Below are 20,323 nucleotides of genomic sequence, written 5' to 3' on the forward strand. Positions count from 1 at the left end.
TTCTCTCCTCAGTGCAGCAATGCGCCGACCATGCGCACGGGGCGCTTGCGCGGGAACACCCGCTCCAGCCACACGGCGAAGGCCGGCAGCACGGTCATGGCCATGACCATGTTGACGATGAACATGAAGGCCAGCAGCTTGCCCATGTCGGCCTGGAACTTCAGTTCGGAGAGCGCCCAGGTGGCGACCCCGACGGCCAGGGTGATCGCGGTGAAGATCGTGGCCACGCCCACTTCGAGCAGGGCGTACTCGACCGCCTTGGTGATCGACTGGCCATGGGCCTGGTGCAGTTGCAGCCGGTTGTAGATATAGAAGGCGTAGTCGACACCGATCCCCACGGCCAGCACCATCACGGGCAAGGTGGCGATGGTCAGGCCGATCTGCAGCTCCTTCATGAACCAGTAGCCGATGAAGGTGCCGATGGTCAGCGGCAGGCAGCACACCAGCACGGCGCGCAGGTCGCGGTAGACCGCGAACACCAGTAACGCGATCGCGGCATAGACGTACAGCAGCATGGGCGTTTCGCTTTTTTCCACTTCCTCGTTGATGGCGGCCAGGACACCGGCATTACCCGAGGCGAGGCGAATCGACATGCCCGGCAGCGGGTACTGGCTGCGGAACGCCTTGACCGCTTCCACCACCCCGTTGATCGTCGTGGCCTTGTGGTCGGCCAGGTACAGGTGCACGGCGGACATGCTGCAGTCGTTACGCATCAGTCCGGGCGTGCGCGCCACCTCGCCGGCCAGCGCGGCGTAGTTCATCGGGTCGATGGGCACGGCGGCCATCTTGGGATTGCCTTCGTTGTAGCCCTCGTTGAACTGCCGCATGGTGGTGGAGAAGGAGGCGACCGACAGCACCCCGGGCACGCCCTGCATGGCCCAGACGAAACGGTCCTGGTACTGACCCGCCGCCACATCCTCACAGGCCACCGGCACGCTTTCACCCGAGGCCGCCGGGTCGACTTCGAACACCACGCTGAGCCAGTCCAGGCCGATGTCGTAGTTGCTGGCGATGGCGACGGCATCGCGGTTGAAGCGCGAGTCCTCGCGCAGCTCCGGAGCCCCCGCCTGCAGCGAGCCGACGACACGGTCATGGCTTTGCCAGATCGCCACCAGGAAGACCATCAGGGCCACGCCCAGCACCCACTGCGCCTTGCGCCACTCGGCGAGCCGAGCCAGGCCACGCAGCCAATGCGTGCGGCGGCGACGGGAGTTCTCCTGCGCCGCCGCGTACCGGTCGTCGACCCGCAGCATGGAGGCCAGCAAGGGCAACATCAGCAGATTGGTGATGATCTTGAAGGCCACGCCAAGCGATGCCGTGATGGCCAGTTCGCGAACCATCGGGATAGGGATCAGCAGCAGGGTGACGAAGGAAACCAGCGCGGTCACCAGGGCCAGCGTTCCCGGGATCAGCAAGCCGGTGAAGCTCGAGCGGGCCGCCTCCTCCGCGCTCTTGCCGACCGCGATTTCACGGACGATGAAGTTGATCTGCTGAACGCCATGGGAAACCCCGATGGCGAACACCAGGAACGGCACCAGGACCGCCAGCGGATCGAGCCCGTAGCCCAGCAGGCGCAGGCTGCCGAACTGCCAGACCAGCGACGCCAGCGAGCAGACCAGCGCCAGCAGCGTGAAGCGAAACGAATGGCAGTACCAGTAGACCGCCCCCGCCGTCAGCAACAGCGCCAGCAGGCAGAACTCCAGCACGGCCGAAGCGCCATCGGCGATGTCGCCGATCTGCTTGGCGAAGCCGATGATCTGGATCTCGAATTCGCCATCTTCGAACTGCTGGCGGATCTCCTTCTCCAGTCGGTGATTGAACGCGACGTAGTCCAGATGAGTACCGTCGGCCTCGTACTCATTGAGCTCCGCCGTGATCATCGCGCTGCTCTGATCGCGGGACACCAGGGTGCCAATGAAGCCACCCTGGGCGGTCGAGCTGGCGATCGCCGCGATGATCCCGTCGTCCAGGTGCTCGGGCGATACCGTGCCCGGCACCAGGGGGTCGGCGCGGAACCCTTCTTCGGTGATCTCGTTGACGAAGGCATTGGGCGTCCATAACGAACGCACGCTGCTCCGGGAGATGCCTGGCAGGAAGGTGACCGCCTGGGTCACGTCGTAGAGGCGCCTCAGCCCCGGGGCACTCCAGATGCCACCCCCGCGGGCCTTGACGACGATGGTCAGGCGGTTGGCCCCCATCAGGTCATTGCGGTAAGCCTCGAATGTCTCGATGTACTCATGGCCGACCGGCAGTTGCTTTTCGAAGCCAGCATCCATGCGCAGCTGCACGGCGAACCAGGCCATGATCAAGGTAAAAATGGCCAGGCTCGCCAGCACCAGCCGACGATGCCCAAAGAGGAAACGCTCGACGCGTGGCAGTACGCCACGCGCCGGGGTTCCACACAGCTTTACGGAACCATTCACGGCGGACCTCACAAGGTGCGGGAGATCGCGATACCGACGTAATCACGGTCACGATAGAGCTGGTCGTAAGGCGTATCGCCCCCCATGAACTTGGCGTAGTTGAGGGATACCTGCCAACTGGCGGGGTTGCGCACGAAGTTCAGGTAGAGGTTCATGCTGCTCGCGTCTTCGGTGAAGGTGGCAGAGAGGTTCGGTGTGCGCCCTCCCAGCGAGCGCGAGTAGAAGACCCCCGGCGTGACCTGCCAGCCCGGCAACAAGGTGCCGTCGTAGGTCACGCTGAAGTCCAGGTTGATCCCCGATGAGGTCTTGTCGCCACGGGCCTTCGGCGCTGTCGCAGGGTCCAGTTGCCAGGTATTGAGTCCCGCAGCGAGCAGCTCGCCATTGACCTCGTCATGCAGCCCCGGGTACTTGATGACCACCAGCTCGGTCAGCAAGGTCCCTGTGCTGGCGCCGGTGAAATCGAGCAGCATCGGCGAGTTGGACGGCGTGAAGCTGTAGAGGCCGGTCAGGTGCCACTGGAATTTCTTCTCGTCCTTCCAGCACTTGCCGCCATTGCTCGCACACAGGTCGATGACCGGGTTGAGCATCACCGAATCCTTGGGCCGGTAGGACAGCTCGGTACCGACCGCCCAGTCGCCGACCGGCAGGTTGGCGCTGATGCCATACATCATCCGGTCTTCCTGATAGCGCCAGGTCGGTGCGGCCGCAAAGGTGCTCGGGTCGAGAATGTCCACGCGCAGCGACGGCAGCTTGTCGTGATAGCGCATCACGTAGAGCCCATAGTTGATGTCGCTGTCTTCCGGTTGCCAGCGCAGCGAAAGGCCCCATTGGCCACTGTCCCGGGCTTTCTTTTCAGCGAACCCGTAGTCTCGCCGGCCCTCGCCCAGCGCATTGTTGGTCGACCAGTAGCTGCCCACCGGCGGCAGCTCGCTCTTGTTCCAGCGGAATTGGTAGTAGGCCTCGACATTGACCCCGGAACCCAGGCCCGAGGCGACGCTGAGCAGGGGCGCCGGCAGCACGGCCTCCTTGAGCTGCACACCGGGGCGGGCCAGGGCCTGGTAGTCATAGGCGTTGGTGTTGTTGATGCCCCCTGCCACGAACAGGCTTTCACCCCAGTTGATCACCTGGTTGCCCAGGCGGGCCCGTACCCGCTGCCCACCCAGGTCGAAGCCCTTGCTCACCCAGAGATCCAGCAGGCGAGCCTTGAAGGCAAGGTCGTCGCGGGCGTCGTCACTGAGCCCGTTGCTGCCGACACTTTCGGGGGTGTTGAACGACAAGGTGCCCGTGGTATCGGTAGCGGCGAAGTCGCGGATCCAGGTGCCGCGCGCCATGAAGGTGACGTCTTGCGGCAACTTCAGCAACAGCTCATGGGTGCCCTTGAGGTAGTTGGTGAAGAGGTCGCCCCGGTCGTAGTTCAGGTCGCCCTGATCAGCCACGCCGGAGCTTTGCGCCAGGCAGCCGGAGGGTACGTTGTGCCCGGTCGGCCCCTGGTTGATCAGGTTGCAGCCGCGCGACTCCGTGCGCAGGCCCATGCCTGCGGCGATCGTGGAGTCGAACGAGCCGTGAAGGGTGTCGGTTTCAAAGGTGAACCCCATTGCCATTGGGGTTGCGCACACGATGGCAAGGCCTGACGCTTTCGTAATTATTTTTTTCATGCTGGCTCTCGATCTGACGTCGTTCTAGCGCTCGCTGATAGCTCGCAGGTTGTCGGAGGTGAAAAAGTCGCGTTTCAGTCGAGGGTTGCCACTGTCTTCGGTGAGCCAGCGAATGTCGTTCTTGCCCGCGCCGATGGTGGTCATGTCGAAGAGATAACGGTTGTCGACCAGGTTGTACTGGACCTGTGCCTGCACATCGCACGCGCCCGTCTCGTACACGGGGATCGAGAACCCTTCACGCACCTTCCAGATCTGGCCCTGCTTGTCGTAGTCGACAGCCAGCAGGGGGTTCCAGCTGTCCTCGTCGATGTAGAACAGGCGCTTGGGCGCCTGGTGGCGCATGCCCTGGCGGACATTGGCCTCGACGACCCAGGCACGATGCAGCTCGTAGCGACGCGATTGCGGCGCGATGGAGTCCTCGCCCGCGAACGCTTCAACCTTGGCGGCCGTGTCGTAGGCACCAAAAGCGTTGTACGGCACCAGCAGTTCCTGCTTGCCGATCAGCTTCCAATCGAAGCGGTTCATGGCCCCGAAGAAGACGTTCGCCTCATCCACGGTGTACTGGTTGTCCAGCCCGATCTGTGGCGCGTCGTAGGAATACGACGGCATGCGCCGGACCCGACGCTGGCCGGGGAAGTAGTAGAAGGTCGTGGCCTGCTCACCGGCCACCGCCGTCTGCACGCCAGCCTGACCGGCCAGCGCCGCGGGCTCCTGGTAACTGGAGAACGTGGCGTTTTCCAGGCGTCCGACGGACGAAAAAAGCGCACTGCCTTTCTTGCCCCAGGGCGTGAAGAAGAAGGTGTCCGTGGACTGACGCAACCATTCCCTGCCCTTGCGCGGCGAAATGCCTGAAATGCTCTTGGGGATATCTACACCCAGGCCGCGGTAACGCATCTTCATGTTCCACATCACCTCTGCGCCGCTGCTGGGTAAAGGGAACGGGATGCCCGGCACATGGGCTTCCTCGAGGGCCACACCCTCGGCGTCGAGCTTGGCGAAGCCAAGGTTCTGCCGGGTGTTCTCAGCCACGAAGTCCGGCACGCCACAGGTACGGCGGGTCGGGTAGACGTCCATGCGGTAACCCGGGATCTTCTTGAACAGTTCGAGCTGGCCCGGTGAAAGCTTGCTCGCGTGCTGTGCCACGCTGCTCGAGTCGATGCTGTAGAGAGGTTTGTCATCCTTGAACGTCCAGTGCTCTCCCCGCACCTGGCCGTAGCTCCAGCCCTCCCCTTGCGGCCCGGGAGCAGCCCAGGCGGGAATCTCCCCGCTTGAATTGGCGGCCACCTCACCGCCCAGCGGCGTCAGCGTCGAACCCAGTTCCTCGGCCCCCTGGGGCGCGGCCTGTACCGAGCAGATCGCGGTCGATGCCGCGAGGGTAACCAGCAGCTGCCTGAACATACGGCGGGCGGATACGTCGCCATCCTGCCGTGTAGATACGTCTTTCATTAGAGACTCCTCGAACAAAGGGCTTGGACTGGCGACCCGACTTTCCAGGCGGAAATCGGCACCTATCGCAAACTGATCATCTGACATGATCAATTGACCATGTCAGATGACCAACACGCAATCCATATGCCAGAAACTTGTATGAGGAAATTAAATTAGATAAATCAGTTAGTTAGGCGTTATTGGCGCTTTATATGTATCAAGTGCCTGCACCATCATGGGAATTAAAGGAACATGTGTTACCCGTATATGCCCACTCATGGCGCACTTCGTAGTTATACGAAGCCTTTCCAAGCCGTCGCCTTTATTGCACCAGAGTTGATCTCCCGACTGAGAGCCCAACCCTAAAAACGAATCACTCGCCCATAAAAAAACCGCCCCGAGAGGCGGTAAAGAAGCGGGACTATGGCCCGACATGGAGTTGCTGAATCAAGGAATATTCAGCACAGCAGCGCACCTTATACCGTTCGATCTAACGGACGTTGAGCAACGCCTCGGCGGAGTTCTTCCTGGAACGCTGAAGTGCACCATAGGCGTAGTACGACTGCGCGATCGAGTACGACCAGGTCAAGAAGGCACAGGTCATGAATACTATCTTTGTGTCGTCACCCGGAAGCGGAAAGAAGTCATACCGCAGTGCAATCGTCAGCCCCGCCACGCCACTCACGGTAGTGGCCAGCGCATGCAAAGGCTCCTTGGCACGGGCCAGTCGCCACACGAAATAGGCCAGGTACAGGGTGTAAGCCAACCACATCGCCACATAGAAATACGGGAGGTAGGCCTTGAATGAACTCGACGTGAAGTAGATGGCCGCTGCCGCAAAACCCGCCAGGAACAATAGGATGTCACTCACCAGGGACGGCTTGTAATTGTGCGTGACCGCCATCAAGCCCAGTGTTGCAATGATCGGAATACCGACCCCACGGGAGAAGGCATCGAGAAACATGGCGACATTGTAATTAGCCAGCCAGCCCGTAACGATGAAGACCGTGAAGTTCGTTGCGGATATTCCTACAATCAAAAACTCCCAACCAATCAGATAGTTATCTCGCCTGATGAACGCCACCCCATAGTACAGGCCGCAGATCACCAGTAACACACATGAGACCAGGGCCCCCACTTCTATTAGTTCCACGACAATAGCCTCTATCAATAAGGGTCGCGCCGTGCTCTGCAGCTGTCTGGAAAGACGCAGTCGCACACCCACTACCTGATCAGTCCTCCGACAGCCTGCGCTGCTTGTGCCTGAGACTGCCACCCTTCAAGCGATACGAAGTTCATTCCGCAGTTCACGGAAGCGGACTTATGTGAAAGGCAGCTATCGGTCAACAACTGCCTTTCACCGACGACCACTATCAACCGGCTCCCCCTGATAAATACTCACTGAGTTACCGGCGCCGCACGAGAAACTGTATATATACGAGCCGTGCAGGATAGCCGCCCGTATTAGCCAGCCAACGACTTCAGGTCGCTGTCAATTTTATTTAGCGCGTCTTGAGAAATCAGGCCGCCCGAATATTTCGCCGCCGTCACCAGGGCAAAGCCACGGGCCATGTTGATTTGCGGATGTTTAGTGATACCGGGCAAGTGTTTTTCAAGAATCTGGCGCGCAGTGCTGTTATCCAGCAATTCACTCACTTTGGACTCAATTGAATACGTCATATATTGTCTCCTCGGTTGTGCCCTACAGGGCAGACATTCAAAACGCAGCCGTGTGCTGCAGGCGCTGAAAACAGAGTTCGTTACTTCAATGACATCGGCATGCGCCTGTCCCGTGAGCGTTGACTGCACATCGGCCAGCCGCTCTCATTCATTCAGGCTGTGAAACTTCAACGACCCCAAGCCACCGGGCACTGTGTTATCCCAGGCACTCATTCATATGATTCCCAGGACGTGCAGCACTGCTCCCACAGTGGGCCGCTTCGTGGCAGCTCAAGATCGTCAGAATCCTTTTCCCGGCTCGGAAAAAGCAGGCATGCCCAGGAGCTCTTGCGGGTCACGCATCTGTCCGTCGATTTCTACCCAGCCCAGCAGCGTTGAGCTGGCGCTCCAGCCCAGCAGGCGTTGCATCTCCGGGGGGAGCTGGCGCACCCGTTCAATGGGAAGGGAAAGGAAGTGGTTTTCTTCGAGGCGCAGGAAGGCCAGGTCGTAGGCCATGGTCAGGCCAGTACGAGGAGAGGAGGAGGTATTGGCGCCACCGCCGTGATAGACCGAGCCCATCCACAGCAGCGCGGAGCCTGCCTTCATCTCGGCGGCAACGGTTTCTTCCTGGGTCGGCATGCGCTCGTCATCCCACTGGTGACTGCCCGGAATCACGCGCGTGGCACCGTTCTCTTCGGTGAAGTCCGAGATGGCCAGCATGATCTGTAGCCGAGCCTCGCGCCCGAACTGGGGATGCCGCCACAGCGAAGTGGCATCGTCACGGTGCAGGGGCTGCAAGCCTTGGCCCGGCCCGATCTGGATGGCCTGGGTGATGCTGAGCTGAATGTCAGGGGCCAACTCCATGCGGTCGCTGCCCACCCAGACATGGGTAGGCGTCTGCAGGATCTGCCTGGCTGCCCCGATGAACAACGGGTTCAGCGCCACCTCCACTGCCGTATCGCTTCGCCCGATGATGCGACCGACACGTCGGGTCTGCGTGCCCGCGAAATAAGGGTCTTCTCCGCAGGGCGTGACATTCAAGTAAGTGTCCAGCTCTTCACTGAGGCACTTGAGCGTTGCAGGCGAGACGAAATCGGAAATGATGACCCCGCCGTCACGCCGAATGATCTCCACTACCTGTTCGACCGATGCATCACTGCTGACCGTCGAGAGTTTTCGTGTGTCCATCTGCTTTGTACCTGTCTGGTTTTGTCATTGTTCTGTCCAGGGAGCCTGGTCAACCGGCTCGGCCCGCCGGGTGCCAGTCACCACAGCGACCTTTCTCCCGCTGCCGCAGTTCGGCATTACCCGCTCGGCGCTGTCATAATCCTCAAACATGGTCAAATGATCAAGTCATTTGATTTTTTATTTTTGGATCATTCCGCAGGCAGCTCAGCACCGGTGAAATCCATGCTCCGCCTGCCCTTCCAGGCGATGGCCGCGCCCTGATAGCTGCGCGCACGAGGGTGGAACCCATCGACGCATCTCATGGATTGGGGAATGACCTTGCGATAGCATTCGTCACCGCCGGCACCGGACCAGAGGGTTGGCGGCAATACCGAAAAGGGAGAACGCTCAATGGCTCGGATAGGCGCTGAAGAGCGCAGACAGGATTTTATCGAGGCCACCATCAAGGTGATCGCAGAGCACGGCATCGCCAACGCCACGACGCGACGTATCGCGGCGGCGGCGGATTCGCCGCTGGCCTCGCTGCACTACGTCTTCCACACCAAGGAAGATTTGTTCTATGCGGTCTACGAATCCTTGATCAACCTGCCGCAACAGTCCTTGCAGCAAGCGCCGGCAGGCGCCACCCCCGCAGAGACGGTAGGGGAGATGCTGCGCCAGCTGGTCAAGTGGTTCATCGCGCACCCCGAACGGGCCATCACCCAGTTCGAACTCTTCTTCTGGAACCTGCGCAACGACCCGGAAATGGCAGAGAAGATCTATACCGTTTCCAACGAAGCGACCCGGCAGGCCATCCAGAAGGCGACGGGCGATGCGCTGGACCAGGCCGCACTGACCACTGTCAGTCAACTGCTCCTCAACCTCTTCGATGGCTTGCTGCTCGCCTGGATCGCCCACGGCAACCCCGAGCGCCTTGAGGCCGAAACCGAGACCGCCTGCCAGGCGGTGGAACTGCTGGTGGCCAGCTACTGAGACGCCATCCGGATGCGCCGTGCTCACATGTGACACGGCAATCCGGGAATCCATCTGGTTGACAGACAAGCTGACCGCGCACCTCGCCGCAAGAGCCCCCCTGCCGACCACAGTCATGACGACTCAAAGCCCTGAAGACGACTGGCGCGAAGCCCCCTCCCAAGACACGCAGCCCAGATAGCCACCCTACTCCCTCTGTTTGATCACGGCGCCAGCGACAGCGGGTCGAGTCGGTGTCTTCGCGGCTGAACTGTTCAAATCGCCACAAAAAAATTAATTCGCGGTGCATTTTGCACCTTGCCCCGGCCAATCGGCCGCCCCATCATGGTCAAATGATCAAGTCAAAAGATCAGTCTCTATAACACAACAATAGGAGGCCCTATGTCCTCGCACACTGCTCTTCCGGTTGAGCCACTCGATATTCTGATCATGGGAGCCGGTGTGTCTGGCATCGGTGCGGCCGCCTATCTGCGGCGCTATCAACCCAACAAGACCTTCACGATTCTCGAGTCCCGTGAGCGCATGGGGGGCACCTGGGACCTGTTCCGCTACCCCGGCATCCGCTCCGATTCCGACCTGTACACCTTCGGCTTCGACTTCAAGCCCTGGACCAAGGCGAAGTCCCTGGCGGACGCCGCAGACATCATCGAATATCTGCGCGAAGCCATCGACGAGCATGAGCTGGACGCCCTCATCCAGTACAAGCAGACCGTCATCTCGGCGAACTGGCAATCGGACAAGGGCCTGTGGGCGGTGCTGGTGGACGACGGCCACATGGGGCAGCTCCGTACTGTCGAATGCCGCTGGCTGTTCGGCGCGGGCGGCTACTACCGGTACGACCAGGGGTTCAGCCCCCGCTTCGAGGGAACCGAACGGTTCAAGGGGTTGATCGTCCACCCCCAACACTGGCCGGAGAACCTGGACTACACGGGCAAGCGTGTCGTCGTCATCGGCAGCGGCGCGACGGCCGTGACCCTGATTCCGGCCATGGCGGACAAGGTGTCCAGCATCACCATGCTGCAGCGCACGCCCTCCTACATCATCAACCAGCCGGCCAATGATGCGGTCGCGGCGTTCTTCCGCAAGGTCCTGCCCGAGCAGGCCGCCTACTCCCTGACGCGCTACAAGAACGCCAGGATCACCCTGGCCTTCTGGGCCTTCTGCCAGCGCTTCCCCAAACTTTCCCGCAAGCTGCTCCTGTGGCTGACCCGCAAGGAGCTGCCAAAGGACTACCCGGTCGACGTGCATTTCAATCCGCCCTACAACCCCTGGGACCAGCGCCTGTGCACGGTTCCCGAAGGCGACCTGTTCAAGGCGATCAGCGCAGGCAAGGCCGACATCGTCACCGACCATATCGAGTGCTTCACCGAATCCGGCCTGTTGCTGAAGTCCGGCAAGACCCTGGAAGCCGACATCGTGATCACCGCCACAGGGCTGAACGTGCAGATGTTCGGGGGCATCAGCCTGCACAAGGACGACAAGCCCGTCGTGCTGAGGGAAACCCTCGCCTACAAGGGCACCATGCTCTCCGGCGTCCCCAACTTCGCCTTCGCGGTGGGCTACACCAACTCCTCCTGGACCTTGAAGGTGTGCCTGCTGTGCGACCACTTCTGTCGCCTGCTGGGCTTCATGGACAGCCACGGCTACAACGTCTGCGAACCCATCGCGCCGGACGGGATCGAGACCCGCCCGCTGCTGGATTTCGGTGCCGGCTACGTGCAACGCGCGCTGGACAGCATGCCGCGTCAGGGGCCGAGCGAGCCCTGGGTGATGTCGATGGACTACTTCCGCGATGTCAAGCTCCTGCGCCGCGGCACGGTGGCCGAGAAGTGCCTGGCGTTCTCCTCGGTGCCCAGCGCACCCCTGCACGCAAAGGTCGAGCTGCAACAACCAGGTAGCCGCGGATGAGCCCCGATCGCTTCTGCGAACTGCCTGGCGCGCGCAGGATCTGCTATCGCAGCCACGGCCACGAAGACGCACCGGCGGTGCTGCTCATCGTCGGCCTGGGGCTGCAGCTGACCTACTGGCCGCAAGCGCTCATAACCGGACTGGTCGAGCGGGGATTGCGCGTCATCACCCTGGACAACCGGGACTCGGGCAGGTCCTTCTTTACCGACGTGACACCGCCCTCGGTCATGCAGCAGTTCTTCCGCAAGCGGACCCCCGGCTATGACCTGGGGGACATGGCCAGCGACGTCATTGCACTCATGGATGGCTTGCAGCTGGAAACGGCGCATGCCGTGGGCATGTCGATGGGCGGCATGATCGCCCAGACGCTCGCGGCGCGTTACCCCACGCGCATCAGGACCCTCACCTCCATCTTCTCCACGACCGGTTCACTGCGCGTGGGCCAGCCCGCGCTCAAGGCCATCTTCAAGCTGCTGCGCCGCCCCCCGCGCAATCAGCAGGAAAGCGTTCGCGACTACCTGGACATCATGCGCGTGATCGGCTCGACGCTCGAATGGGGCGAGGTGGCGATGCGCGACTACGCCACGGAGGCCTGGGAACGAGGTGGCGGCGAGGCCAGCAACCTGGGCACGGCGAGGCAGATCGGCGCAATCATCAACTCGGGTGACCGTACCCAGGAACTCCAGGGCATCCGTTGCAGCACGCTGGTCATTCATGGGGACAAGGACCTCATGGTCGCGACCAACGGAGGCTTCGCCACCGCCGCGGCGATCCCCGGGTCGAGCCTGGTGCTGTTGCCCGGGATGGGTCATGACCTGCCGAAATGCCTGACAGGCACGCTGCTGTCACTTCTCTCGGGGCACATGCGCTAGTACCGACCTCCTTTTGGGGCGTGCAGCTTGCCGCCCCTTTTTTTATTCAACCAGAGGCTTCTCGCAGCACCTTTCGCAGGACACAGAACAACAAGATTCCGGCTTGTTGAAACCGTCAAGCCGTACTTCAAGCGCCCGAGCCGTCAAGACGAACTCGCCCGGGTGCTCCTCCACTGCCCTTTCGACAATCACAACAATCGAGCAAGAGGTCTGTATGGAATTCAAGTTCTTACTCCCCAGCAAAGTCGTCATGGAACCCGGCCTGCGCGAGCGCACCGGTGAGCATCTGCAGGCACTTGGCCTGAGCCGCATCCTGATCGTGACCGATCCCGGGGTGAAGGCAGCCGGCCTGCTGGACAGCGTCTACGCCAGCCTGGAGAAGGCCGGCATCGCCTTCGAGGAAGTGGCGGACATCAAGGCCAACCCACGCAGCGAAGACATCAACCAGACCGCGCAGCGGTACCGGGGCACAGGCATCGACGGCCTGCTGGCCGTGGGCGGCGGCAGCGCGATGGACGCGGCCAAGGCCATCAGTGTGCTGCTCACTCATGACGGCCGCATCGAAGACTACGAAGGCTCCTTCACGCTCACGCGTGCCATACCGCCCATCGTCGCCATCCCGACCACGGCAGGCACCGGCAGCGAGGTGACCTGCTTCTCGGTGATCACCGACACCGCCCGTCATTTCAAGATGAGCGTCCACGATCACCGGGTCGGACCGGTACTGGCGCTGCTCGACTCGCACATCACCGACACACTGCCCGCGTCGATTGCCGCCGCGACCGGTATGGATGCGCTCACCCACGCCATCGAGGCCTACACCTGTCGCGTGTCGAACCCGATCAGCGACGGCTTGGCGCTGCATGCCATCCGCCTGATCAGCCAGCACCTCAAACCCGCCGTGCAAGAGCCGGAGAACCGGGAAGCCCGGGAGCAGATGCTGGTGGCGAGCCTGATCGCCGGCATGGCATTCGGCAACGCCGACGTCGGCAGCGTGCACTGCATTTCCGAAGCGATCGGCGGCATGTACGACACGCCGCACGGCGTGGGCAACGCGATCTTCCTGCCCTTCGTATTCGGCCACAACCGTGACGCCGACATCGTCCGCCATGCCCACGTGGCCTATGCGCTGGGGATCGACCCCAGGCTTTCGCCGATCGACGCCGCCGAGGCCGCTGTCAGCCATCTGTTCCAGATGAGCAAGGACCTGGGGATCCCCCGCTTCGCCGACGTCAGAGGCGTGCGCGAAGAAGACTTCCTGACCCTGGCGGAAAACGCCAAGCAGAACTTCTCGGACGCCAGCAACGCCAAGTCGATGTCCGTGCAGGCCTACCACGACATCATCACCACCGCTTACCACTTCGTCGCGTGAGGGGGGCCGGTCATGAATCAGTCAAACCCCGGCGCCTCGTTGAGGCGCACCCTGGGCCCGTTCTCCGTGCTGCTGTTCGGCCTGGCATTCCTGGCACCCCTGATCGTCTTCGGCACCTACGGCGTGATCTCGCAGGCAAGCGGGAACACCACGGCGATGGCCTATCTGGTCGCAGCGACCGGCGTGGTGTTCACGGCGTTCAGCTATGGCCGCTTGGTGAAGGTGTTCCCGGTGGCCGGCTCGGCCTACACCTATACCCGCAAGATGCTGAATGCCAATCTCGGCTTCATGGTGGGTTGGGCGGCCCTGCTCGATTACTTCTTCATCCCGATGCTGATCTGGCTGCTCGGCGCCAGCTACCTCAACATGGCGTTTCCAGAAGTCCCTCAGTGGGTGTGGATCACCGGGTTCATCCTCTCCACTTCCCTGCTCAACGTCCTCGGCATCCAGGTCGCCAACCGCTTCAACCTGCTGCTGATGGCGGTGCAACTCGCCATCATCGCCGTGTTCATCGGCCTGTGCGTGCACTACATCGTGGCGGCCAACGGTCCTGGCGGGCTGCTGTCGGCCAGGCCGTTCTTCGACCCGGACGTGCCCTTCGCCACCACCATGGCCGGCGCCGCCATTGCCGCGTACTCGTTCCTGGGCTTTGACGCACTGTCCACGCTGAGCGAGGAGACCCGCGACCCGGGCCGGACGCTGCCGCGCGCCATCGTGCTGGTCGCGCTGATCGGCGGCACGATCTACGTCGGCTCCTCGTACTTCATGTACCTGGCGCACCCCTCCCCCACCTTCGAGCAGGTGGATGGGGCAGCCTTCGAGATTGCCCGGATGATCGGCGGCGACCTGTTCTTCGCCGTGGTCCTGGCGGGGATCATCGTCGCCCACTTCGCGGCGGGGATGTCCTTCCAGGCCAGCGTGGGCCGGCTGCTCTACGCCCTCGGCCGGGACAACCAACTGCCCCGCAAGCTGTTCGGCGTCCTGCACCCCCGCTACAAGACTCCGGCCTTCAACATCCTGCTCTGCGGCGTCTTCGGCACCGCCGGTTTTGGCTTGACCATCGCCACCGCGACATCACTGGTCAACTTCGGCGCTTTCCTCGCCTTCACCGCCGTCAACCTGTGCGCGTTGCGACTCACCTTCGATGCACGCACCAGGGATGGAGCCGGCCTGCTGCTCGGCGTGCTCTTCCCCTTCATCGGCCTGATCACGGCCGGGTGGATGCTGGTCAGCCTGGACAAGGACGCGCTGATGATGGGCTGTGGCTGGCTCGCCCTGGGGGCGGTTTATCTCGCCTGCCGGACCCGCCTCTTCCGCCACCCCGTGCCTGACGCGCTGGTGTAGCGGGCGCTTTCCAATCGAACCCCCTGACGACAACCCCAAGGCAAGCCCCTGGCCTTGCCGTTCAATGGCGAGAATCGACATGCAAACAAAACTCCTGATCAATGGCGCCCTCGTGGCCGGCGAAGGCGAAAGCCTGGCCGTATACAACCCTTCCTTGGGCAGCGTCCTGGTGCAGACCACCGAAGCCAGCAGCGCCCAGGTCCAGGCCGCGGTGCAAAGCGCGGATGCGGCCTTCGACGCCTGGTCGCAAACGCCACCCAAGGACCGTGCGGCCCTGCTGCTCACCCTTGCCGACAGCATCGATGCCCAGGCAGCGGTGTTCGCCCGCCTGGAGGCGGACAACTGTGGCAAGCCCTACAGCGCCGTGCTGCAGGACGAACTGCCGGCCGTATCGGACGTGTTCCGCTTCTTTGCCGGTGCCGTCCGCTGCCTGCAGGGCTCGGCAGCGGGCGAGTACCTGCCGGGGCACACCTCGATGATCCGTCGCGACCCGGTGGGCGTCGTCGCGTCCATCGCGCCCTGGAACTACCCCTTGCTGATGGCGGCCTGGAAGCTCGGCCCGGCCCTGGCCGGTGGCAACACCGTGGTCCTGAAGCCCTCCGAGCACACCCCGATGAGCACCCTGAAGCTGGGGGAACTGCTCGCCGAGATCTTCCCTGCCGGCGTGGTCAACATCGTCCATGGCCGTGGCGCCACAGTGGGAGAGCCACTCACCAGCCACGCCCGGGTCCGCATGGTGTCGCTGACCGGCTCCGTGCGCACCGGCAGCCGGATCATCGAAGGCACCGCAGACAGCGTTAAACGCATGCATATGGAGCTGGGTGGCAAGGCGCCGGTGCTGATCTTCGACGATGCCGACATCGACGCCGCCGTCGAAGGCATCCGCGCCTTCGGTTTCTACAACGCCGGCCAGGACTGCACCGCCGCGTGCCGCCTCTATGTGCAGAAGTCGGTCTACCCGGAATTCGTCCGCAAGCTCGGCGAGGCGGTGTCCAGCATCAAGTGCGGGCTCCAGGACGACCCTTCCACCGAGATGGGCCCGCTGATCACCCAGGAGCACCTGGAGCGCGTCGAGGGCTTCGTCAACCGCGCCAGGGAGCTCCCGCATATAGAGGTGGTCACCGGTGGCAAACGGGCGGCGGGGAAGGGGTTCTTCTTCGAACCCACCGTCCTGGCCGGCGCCACGCAGGAGGATGAAGTGGTGTGCCGTGAGATCTTCGGCCCGGTGGTCACGGTCACGTCGTTCGAGGACGAAGCCCAGGCCCTGGCGTATGCCAATGCCTCCGACTACGGCCTGGCCTCGTCGGTGTGGACGGCCGATATGGGGCGCGCCCATCGTCTCGCCGCCCGCCTGCAGTACGGCTGCACCTGGGTCAATACCCACTTCATGCTGGTGAGCGAGATGCCCCATGGCGGAGTGAAGCTGTCCGGGTACGGCAAGGACCTCTCCATGTATGCCCTCGAAGACTACACGGTGGTGCGCCACGTGATGTTCAAGCACTGACGCCCCCAAGACGACGCTTCCCCACTACTTCCAAGAGGTTATGCATGAACAATATCGAGACGTTCGAGAGGCTCGAGTCCAACGTGCGGATGTACTGCCGTGACCTGCCGCTGGTGTTCGATACCGCCCAGGGCAGCACGATCCGCGGCGAGGATGGCCGCGAATACCTGGACTTCTTCGCCGGCGCCGGTGCGCTGAACTACGGCCACAACGACCCACGCATGCGCGATGCCCTGATCGCGTACCTGTCGTCCAACGGCGTGACCCACGCCCTCGACCTGCACACCACCACCAAGCGCCAGTTCCTGGAGTCGATCGAGCGTGACCTGTTCAAGCCGCGTGGCTGGGACTACAAGGTTCAGTTCACCGGCCCGACCGGTGCCGATGCCGTCGAGGCCGCGCTGAAGCTGGCGCGCAAAGCCACGGGGCGCACCAAGGTCGTCTCGTTCTATGGCGCCTATCACGGCATGACGGCCGGCGCGCTGGCCGTCACCGGCAACCGCACTCGCCGAGGCCCCGGGCTGTCCAGCGACGTGGTGTTCGTGCCGTACGAAGACAGCCCCTACGGCGCGTTCGACAGCATCGGCTTCCTCGAACGCCTGGCCAACGACCAGGGCAGCGGCTCGGAAATCCCCGCGGCCGTGATCGTGGAATCCGTGCAGATCCAGGCGGGCGTCTACCCGGCCTCCAACGCCTGGTTGCAGCGGCTGCGCAAGTGGACCACCGATCACGGCGTGTTGCTCATCTGCGATGAGATCCAGGCGGGCTGCGGCCGCACCGGCGATTTCTTCGGCTTCGAGCGCTCCGGCGTCGTGCCGGACCTGATCACCTGTGCGAAATCGATCGGCGGCTTCGGGCTGCCGATGGCGATCCTGTTGATTCGCGCCGAACTGGATGTATGGCAACCCGGCGATCACATCGGCACCTTCCGTGGCAACCAGCTGGCGTTCCTCACCGCCCAGATCGCACTCGGCTATTGGCGCGACGAGCAGTTCCTGAAATTGCTCGCCGCCAACTGCACGGCCATGGAACGAGCAGTCGCCGACTACGCCGAGATCCCGGGCGTCGCCTCCGCGCGCTGCCGCGGCATGATCGCCGGCATCGACTTCGGCCGCGGCAACGTGGCCTTCGCCAAGGATGCCCAGCAGCGTGTGCTGCAGGCCGGCGTGCTGGTCGACCGCTGCGGCCCGAACGGCGAAATCATCAAGCTGATGCCGCCGGTGAACACCCCCACCGACCAGCTCGAACAGGGCCTCAAGGCGTTCGGCGAATCGGTCGCGGCAGCGCTTAGCCAGTAACTGCATGAGCCTGCGTGCGGCCTGTATCGAACAGGCTGCACGCAGGCCCGCCGCATGCAGCAGATAATCCGTCGGTGACAGGAAACCACGCCGGCGATGTCCGGGGTGTCGGGCTGCTGGGCGCTATCGAGCGGGTGGCGAACAAGGCCACCGGCCAAGCGTTGGCCCAACCCGACGTGCTGGGTGGCTACCTGTTCAAACAGGCACACAAGCACGGGCTGATCATCCGCGCCATCTACGACACGATCGCCTTCTGCCCGCCATTGATCACCACGCAAGACGACCTCGACGCGATCTTCAGCGCATTTGATCGGGCCCTGGCTGACGCGACGGACTGGGCCCGGTCACAGAACCATCTGTAAACAAAAACAAGAACCTGGAGTGTTGAATCATGCATAACCCCGTTGATACCTTTTCAGGCTTCGACGTATCCGTCGTGGGGCTTGGAGCCATGGGCACGATCATGGCGCACGTGCTGCTCAAGCAAGGCAAACGCGTAGCGGTCTGGAATCGCTCCCCCGACAAGGCTCAGGTGCTCGTCGCTGCCGGCGCCCACCTCTGCGACAGTGCGCACGCTGCGCTGGCGGCGAGCCCGGTCACCCTCCTGGTGCTTCTGGACAACGCGGCGGTACTCGAGGTTCTGCAATCTGCCGAGGCGAACCTCGCACTGGCCAACCGCACGATCGTCAATTACACCACCGAGTCCCAGGAAGAGAGCATGGCGCTTCAGGCGCTCGTCCACCGTGCGGGCGGTCACTACGTCAAGGGCATGATCGTGGCCTACCCGCGCAACATCGGCCACGCCGAAAGCTACTGCATCCATACCGGCGAGCGGGAAGCCTTCGAGCAGCATCGCGCACTGCTGCACGTGCTGGCGGGCCATACGCTGTTCCTGCCCTGGGAGGAAACGTACGCGTTCGCTGCCCTGCTGCATGCCCATTCGTTTGCCGCGATGGTGGCGTTCTACGAAGCCGTGGGCACGAGCCAGGCATTTGGCATGCCAGTTGCCAAGATGGCCCGGCTGATTCTCGACACGTCGCGCTTCTTCGTCGCCGATGCACTCGAGGAAGCCGTGCGGCGCCTGGAACAGCAGGATTTCGCGGGTGACCAGGCAAGGCTCGACGTGCATGCCAGTGCCTTCGCAGAGATTGGCCAGGCCATGCAGGCAGCCGGTGCCTGGACGCCGGTGTTCGACGCCGTGTGCCAGGTGGCCCAGCGTGCAACGTCGATGGGTTTCGGCGACCAGGACATCGTGGCCACTACCCAGGCGTTCGCGGCAGCGGCCCTCCCCTCGCAACCCTAGCGTTAGCCGGCGCTGACCCGCCCCGTCAGCACGGGGCTTTCCAGGTCCGCGCCAGCCTCACAAAGGCCCATTTAATGGCGCGCTTTATCAAGTCTCCGCAGGCGCCACGGACCAGACTCGACGGCAATTACAACAATAAGTCCGGAGGTTCCTATGCGTGCTTTTGCTTTTCTACTGGCGGGCCTGGCGCTCGCCCTGTTCCTGACGACCCACACCCCGAAGCCTTACGTAGAGAATCGCGCGGCCGTGCCCACAGGGCACCCGGTCGCGAGCATAGGCGATATCTTCCGCCACTATTGATGGGCGAGGCACGGCGCTGATTGCTCCCGGCGCCGGCCGGCTCCCCCTACCGGCGCGTGCGCCCTCGCCCCAGCAGACGCGGCTGGCGCTGGATGCCCTGGCTCTTCTGCCAGTTCAACGGGCTCATGTGGAACCAGCGGTGGAAGGCGCGGCAAAATCCGCTGGCGTCGGAGTAGCCGAGCATCGTGGCCAGCTCGCCGATGTTGACCGAAGACCTGGAAAGATACGCTTGCGCCATGCACTGCCGGACCTCATCCAGCAACTGCTGGAAAGACAGGCCCTCGTGCTCCATGAGCTGACGCAACTCGTTCGGCGTCACCGCCATGACACTGGCCACCCTCTCCGCCGTGGCCCGCCCGGCGGGCAGCAGCTGATGCAACAACTGCTTGATCTGGTCGGACAGGTTGTCGCTGGAGAGCGGCTCCAGGCGCTGCATTCGCCTGGCGATCACCTGGTGCAACGCCTCGTCGGAGGCGGCATTGGGCCGGTCCAGGATCGCCGGTTCGAACACCATGGCCAGAGCGTGCGCATCGAAGGTCGGCGCCATGCCCAGGGCCTGGGCATAAAGGGCCGTGTCGGTGCTGGCCGGGTGCCTCAGCAACAGGGCGCGGGGCAACCAGTGCTCCCCCACCAGCGCCCGCATCAATTGAAGGCCCACCGCACAGGCCAGCTCCTCGGCCTGGCGCACACCGGGCACATTCGACTGACGGACGTGGTAACTGAGGGTGGCCCACCCGCCTTGATGGTCCAGCCCCACCTCGGCGGCACCGTTGTAGAGCGCATAGTGGTGGCGTAACTCCAGCAACGCCTCGCCGACCGTGCGCGTATTGCGCAGCAGGTAGAGCAGATCGCCAAAGACGCCCGGTGCCTGGAACAACCCATATTGCAGGCCGAACAGCGCATTCCCCGAATGCAGGCTGCAGGCCTCCAGCAAGGCGCAATATTGCTGGTAGGGGAAAAGGCCGTCCTCGTGCTGCACGCTGTGGCTCGGCAAGCCGATGTGCCTGAGCATCTGCACGGGATCGAGTCCCTGCGCCGCAGCGAACGCATGGAACCCGGTAAGGCTGATGGCCCGAACGAAAGGAACGGTGGCCATG

16 protein-coding genes are annotated in these 20,323 nt (G+C 63.0%); 9 read left to right on the forward strand and 7 right to left on the reverse strand.

The window, feature by feature from the left end:
- Window positions 1-8 precede the first annotated feature (8 nt).
- The 6 genes from PI990_RS19790 to PI990_RS19815 form a co-directional block, all read right to left on the reverse strand.
- Complete coding sequence (locus tag PI990_RS19790; RefSeq protein ID WP_271658211.1) at window positions 9-2,423, reverse strand: efflux RND transporter permease subunit; 2,415 nt, start codon at window positions 2,421-2,423, stop codon at window positions 9-11.
- Window positions 2,424-2,431: 8 nt separating this feature from the next.
- A complete protein-coding gene (locus PI990_RS19795) occupies window positions 2,432-4,018 on the reverse strand; it encodes a DUF1302 domain-containing protein (RefSeq protein ID WP_271658212.1) in 1,587 nt (528 codons plus the stop codon).
- A gap of 84 nt (window positions 4,019-4,102) precedes the next feature.
- The gene (locus tag PI990_RS19800; RefSeq protein ID WP_271658213.1) at window positions 4,103-5,524 is read right to left on the reverse strand and encodes a DUF1329 domain-containing protein; all 1,422 of its coding nucleotides are present in this window, start codon (window positions 5,522-5,524) and stop codon (window positions 4,103-4,105) included.
- Window positions 5,525-5,996: 472 nt separating this feature from the next.
- Entirely contained in the window at window positions 5,997-6,644 is a 648-nt protein-coding gene (locus tag PI990_RS19805; protein ID WP_333945567.1) for a hypothetical protein, read from the reverse strand.
- 326 nt (window positions 6,645-6,970) lie between these two features.
- The gene (locus PI990_RS19810) at window positions 6,971-7,186 is read right to left on the reverse strand and encodes a hypothetical protein (protein WP_108186765.1); all 216 of its coding nucleotides are present in this window, start codon (window positions 7,184-7,186) and stop codon (window positions 6,971-6,973) included.
- Window positions 7,187-7,465: 279 nt separating this feature from the next.
- Window positions 7,466-8,353, reverse strand: a complete 888-nt coding sequence (locus PI990_RS19815; protein ID WP_073671419.1) for a phytanoyl-CoA dioxygenase family protein — start codon at window positions 8,351-8,353, stop codon at window positions 7,466-7,468.
- A 390-nt stretch (window positions 8,354-8,743) separates the two neighbouring features.
- On the opposite strand from PI990_RS19815, the gene PI990_RS19820 reads away from it, so the two are divergent.
- From PI990_RS19820 to PI990_RS19860, 9 genes are all read left to right on the forward strand, one after another.
- A complete protein-coding gene (locus PI990_RS19820) occupies window positions 8,744-9,325 on the forward strand; it encodes a TetR/AcrR family transcriptional regulator (RefSeq protein WP_184488826.1) in 582 nt (193 codons plus the stop codon).
- A gap of 381 nt (window positions 9,326-9,706) precedes the next feature.
- Window positions 9,707-11,233, forward strand: a complete 1,527-nt coding sequence (locus PI990_RS19825; protein ID WP_271658215.1) for a flavin-containing monooxygenase — start codon at window positions 9,707-9,709, stop codon at window positions 11,231-11,233.
- Complete coding sequence (locus PI990_RS19830; RefSeq protein WP_271658216.1) at window positions 11,230-12,105, forward strand: alpha/beta fold hydrolase; 876 nt, start codon at window positions 11,230-11,232, stop codon at window positions 12,103-12,105. The genes PI990_RS19825 and PI990_RS19830 overlap by 4 nt, the downstream gene beginning before the upstream one ends.
- A gap of 214 nt (window positions 12,106-12,319) precedes the next feature.
- Window positions 12,320-13,477, forward strand: a complete 1,158-nt coding sequence (locus PI990_RS19835; RefSeq protein WP_271658217.1) for an iron-containing alcohol dehydrogenase — start codon at window positions 12,320-12,322, stop codon at window positions 13,475-13,477.
- A 12-nt stretch (window positions 13,478-13,489) separates the two neighbouring features.
- Window positions 13,490-14,821, forward strand: coding sequence for an APC family permease (locus PI990_RS19840; RefSeq protein ID WP_271658218.1), 1,332 nt, complete (start codon window positions 13,490-13,492; stop codon window positions 14,819-14,821).
- 79 nt (window positions 14,822-14,900) lie between these two features.
- Window positions 14,901-16,325, forward strand: coding sequence for a gamma-aminobutyraldehyde dehydrogenase (locus tag PI990_RS19845; protein WP_271658219.1), 1,425 nt, complete (start codon window positions 14,901-14,903; stop codon window positions 16,323-16,325).
- 44 nt (window positions 16,326-16,369) lie between these two features.
- Complete coding sequence (locus PI990_RS19850) at window positions 16,370-17,623, forward strand: aspartate aminotransferase family protein (protein WP_271658220.1); 1,254 nt, start codon at window positions 16,370-16,372, stop codon at window positions 17,621-17,623.
- A gap of 14 nt (window positions 17,624-17,637) precedes the next feature.
- Complete coding sequence (locus tag PI990_RS19855) at window positions 17,638-17,985, forward strand: aminotransferase class III-fold pyridoxal phosphate-dependent enzyme (protein WP_271658221.1); 348 nt, start codon at window positions 17,638-17,640, stop codon at window positions 17,983-17,985.
- A 29-nt stretch (window positions 17,986-18,014) separates the two neighbouring features.
- Window positions 18,015-18,926 carry an NAD(P)-dependent oxidoreductase gene (locus tag PI990_RS19860; RefSeq protein WP_271658222.1) on the forward strand — a complete coding sequence of 304 codons (912 nt, stop codon included), beginning with the start codon at window positions 18,015-18,017 and terminating at the stop codon, window positions 18,924-18,926.
- Window positions 18,927-19,272: 346 nt separating this feature from the next.
- On the opposite strand, the gene PI990_RS19865 is transcribed toward PI990_RS19860, so the two are convergent.
- Window positions 19,273-20,322, reverse strand: coding sequence for an AraC family transcriptional regulator (locus tag PI990_RS19865; RefSeq protein WP_271658223.1), 1,050 nt, complete (start codon window positions 20,320-20,322; stop codon window positions 19,273-19,275).
- Between the last annotated feature and the right edge of the window lies 1 nt (window position 20,323).

The sequence above is a fragment of the Pseudomonas sp. TUM22785 genome (genome assembly GCF_028198105.1).
Taxonomy (GTDB): Bacteria; Pseudomonadota; Gammaproteobacteria; order Pseudomonadales; family Pseudomonadaceae; genus Metapseudomonas; species Metapseudomonas solani.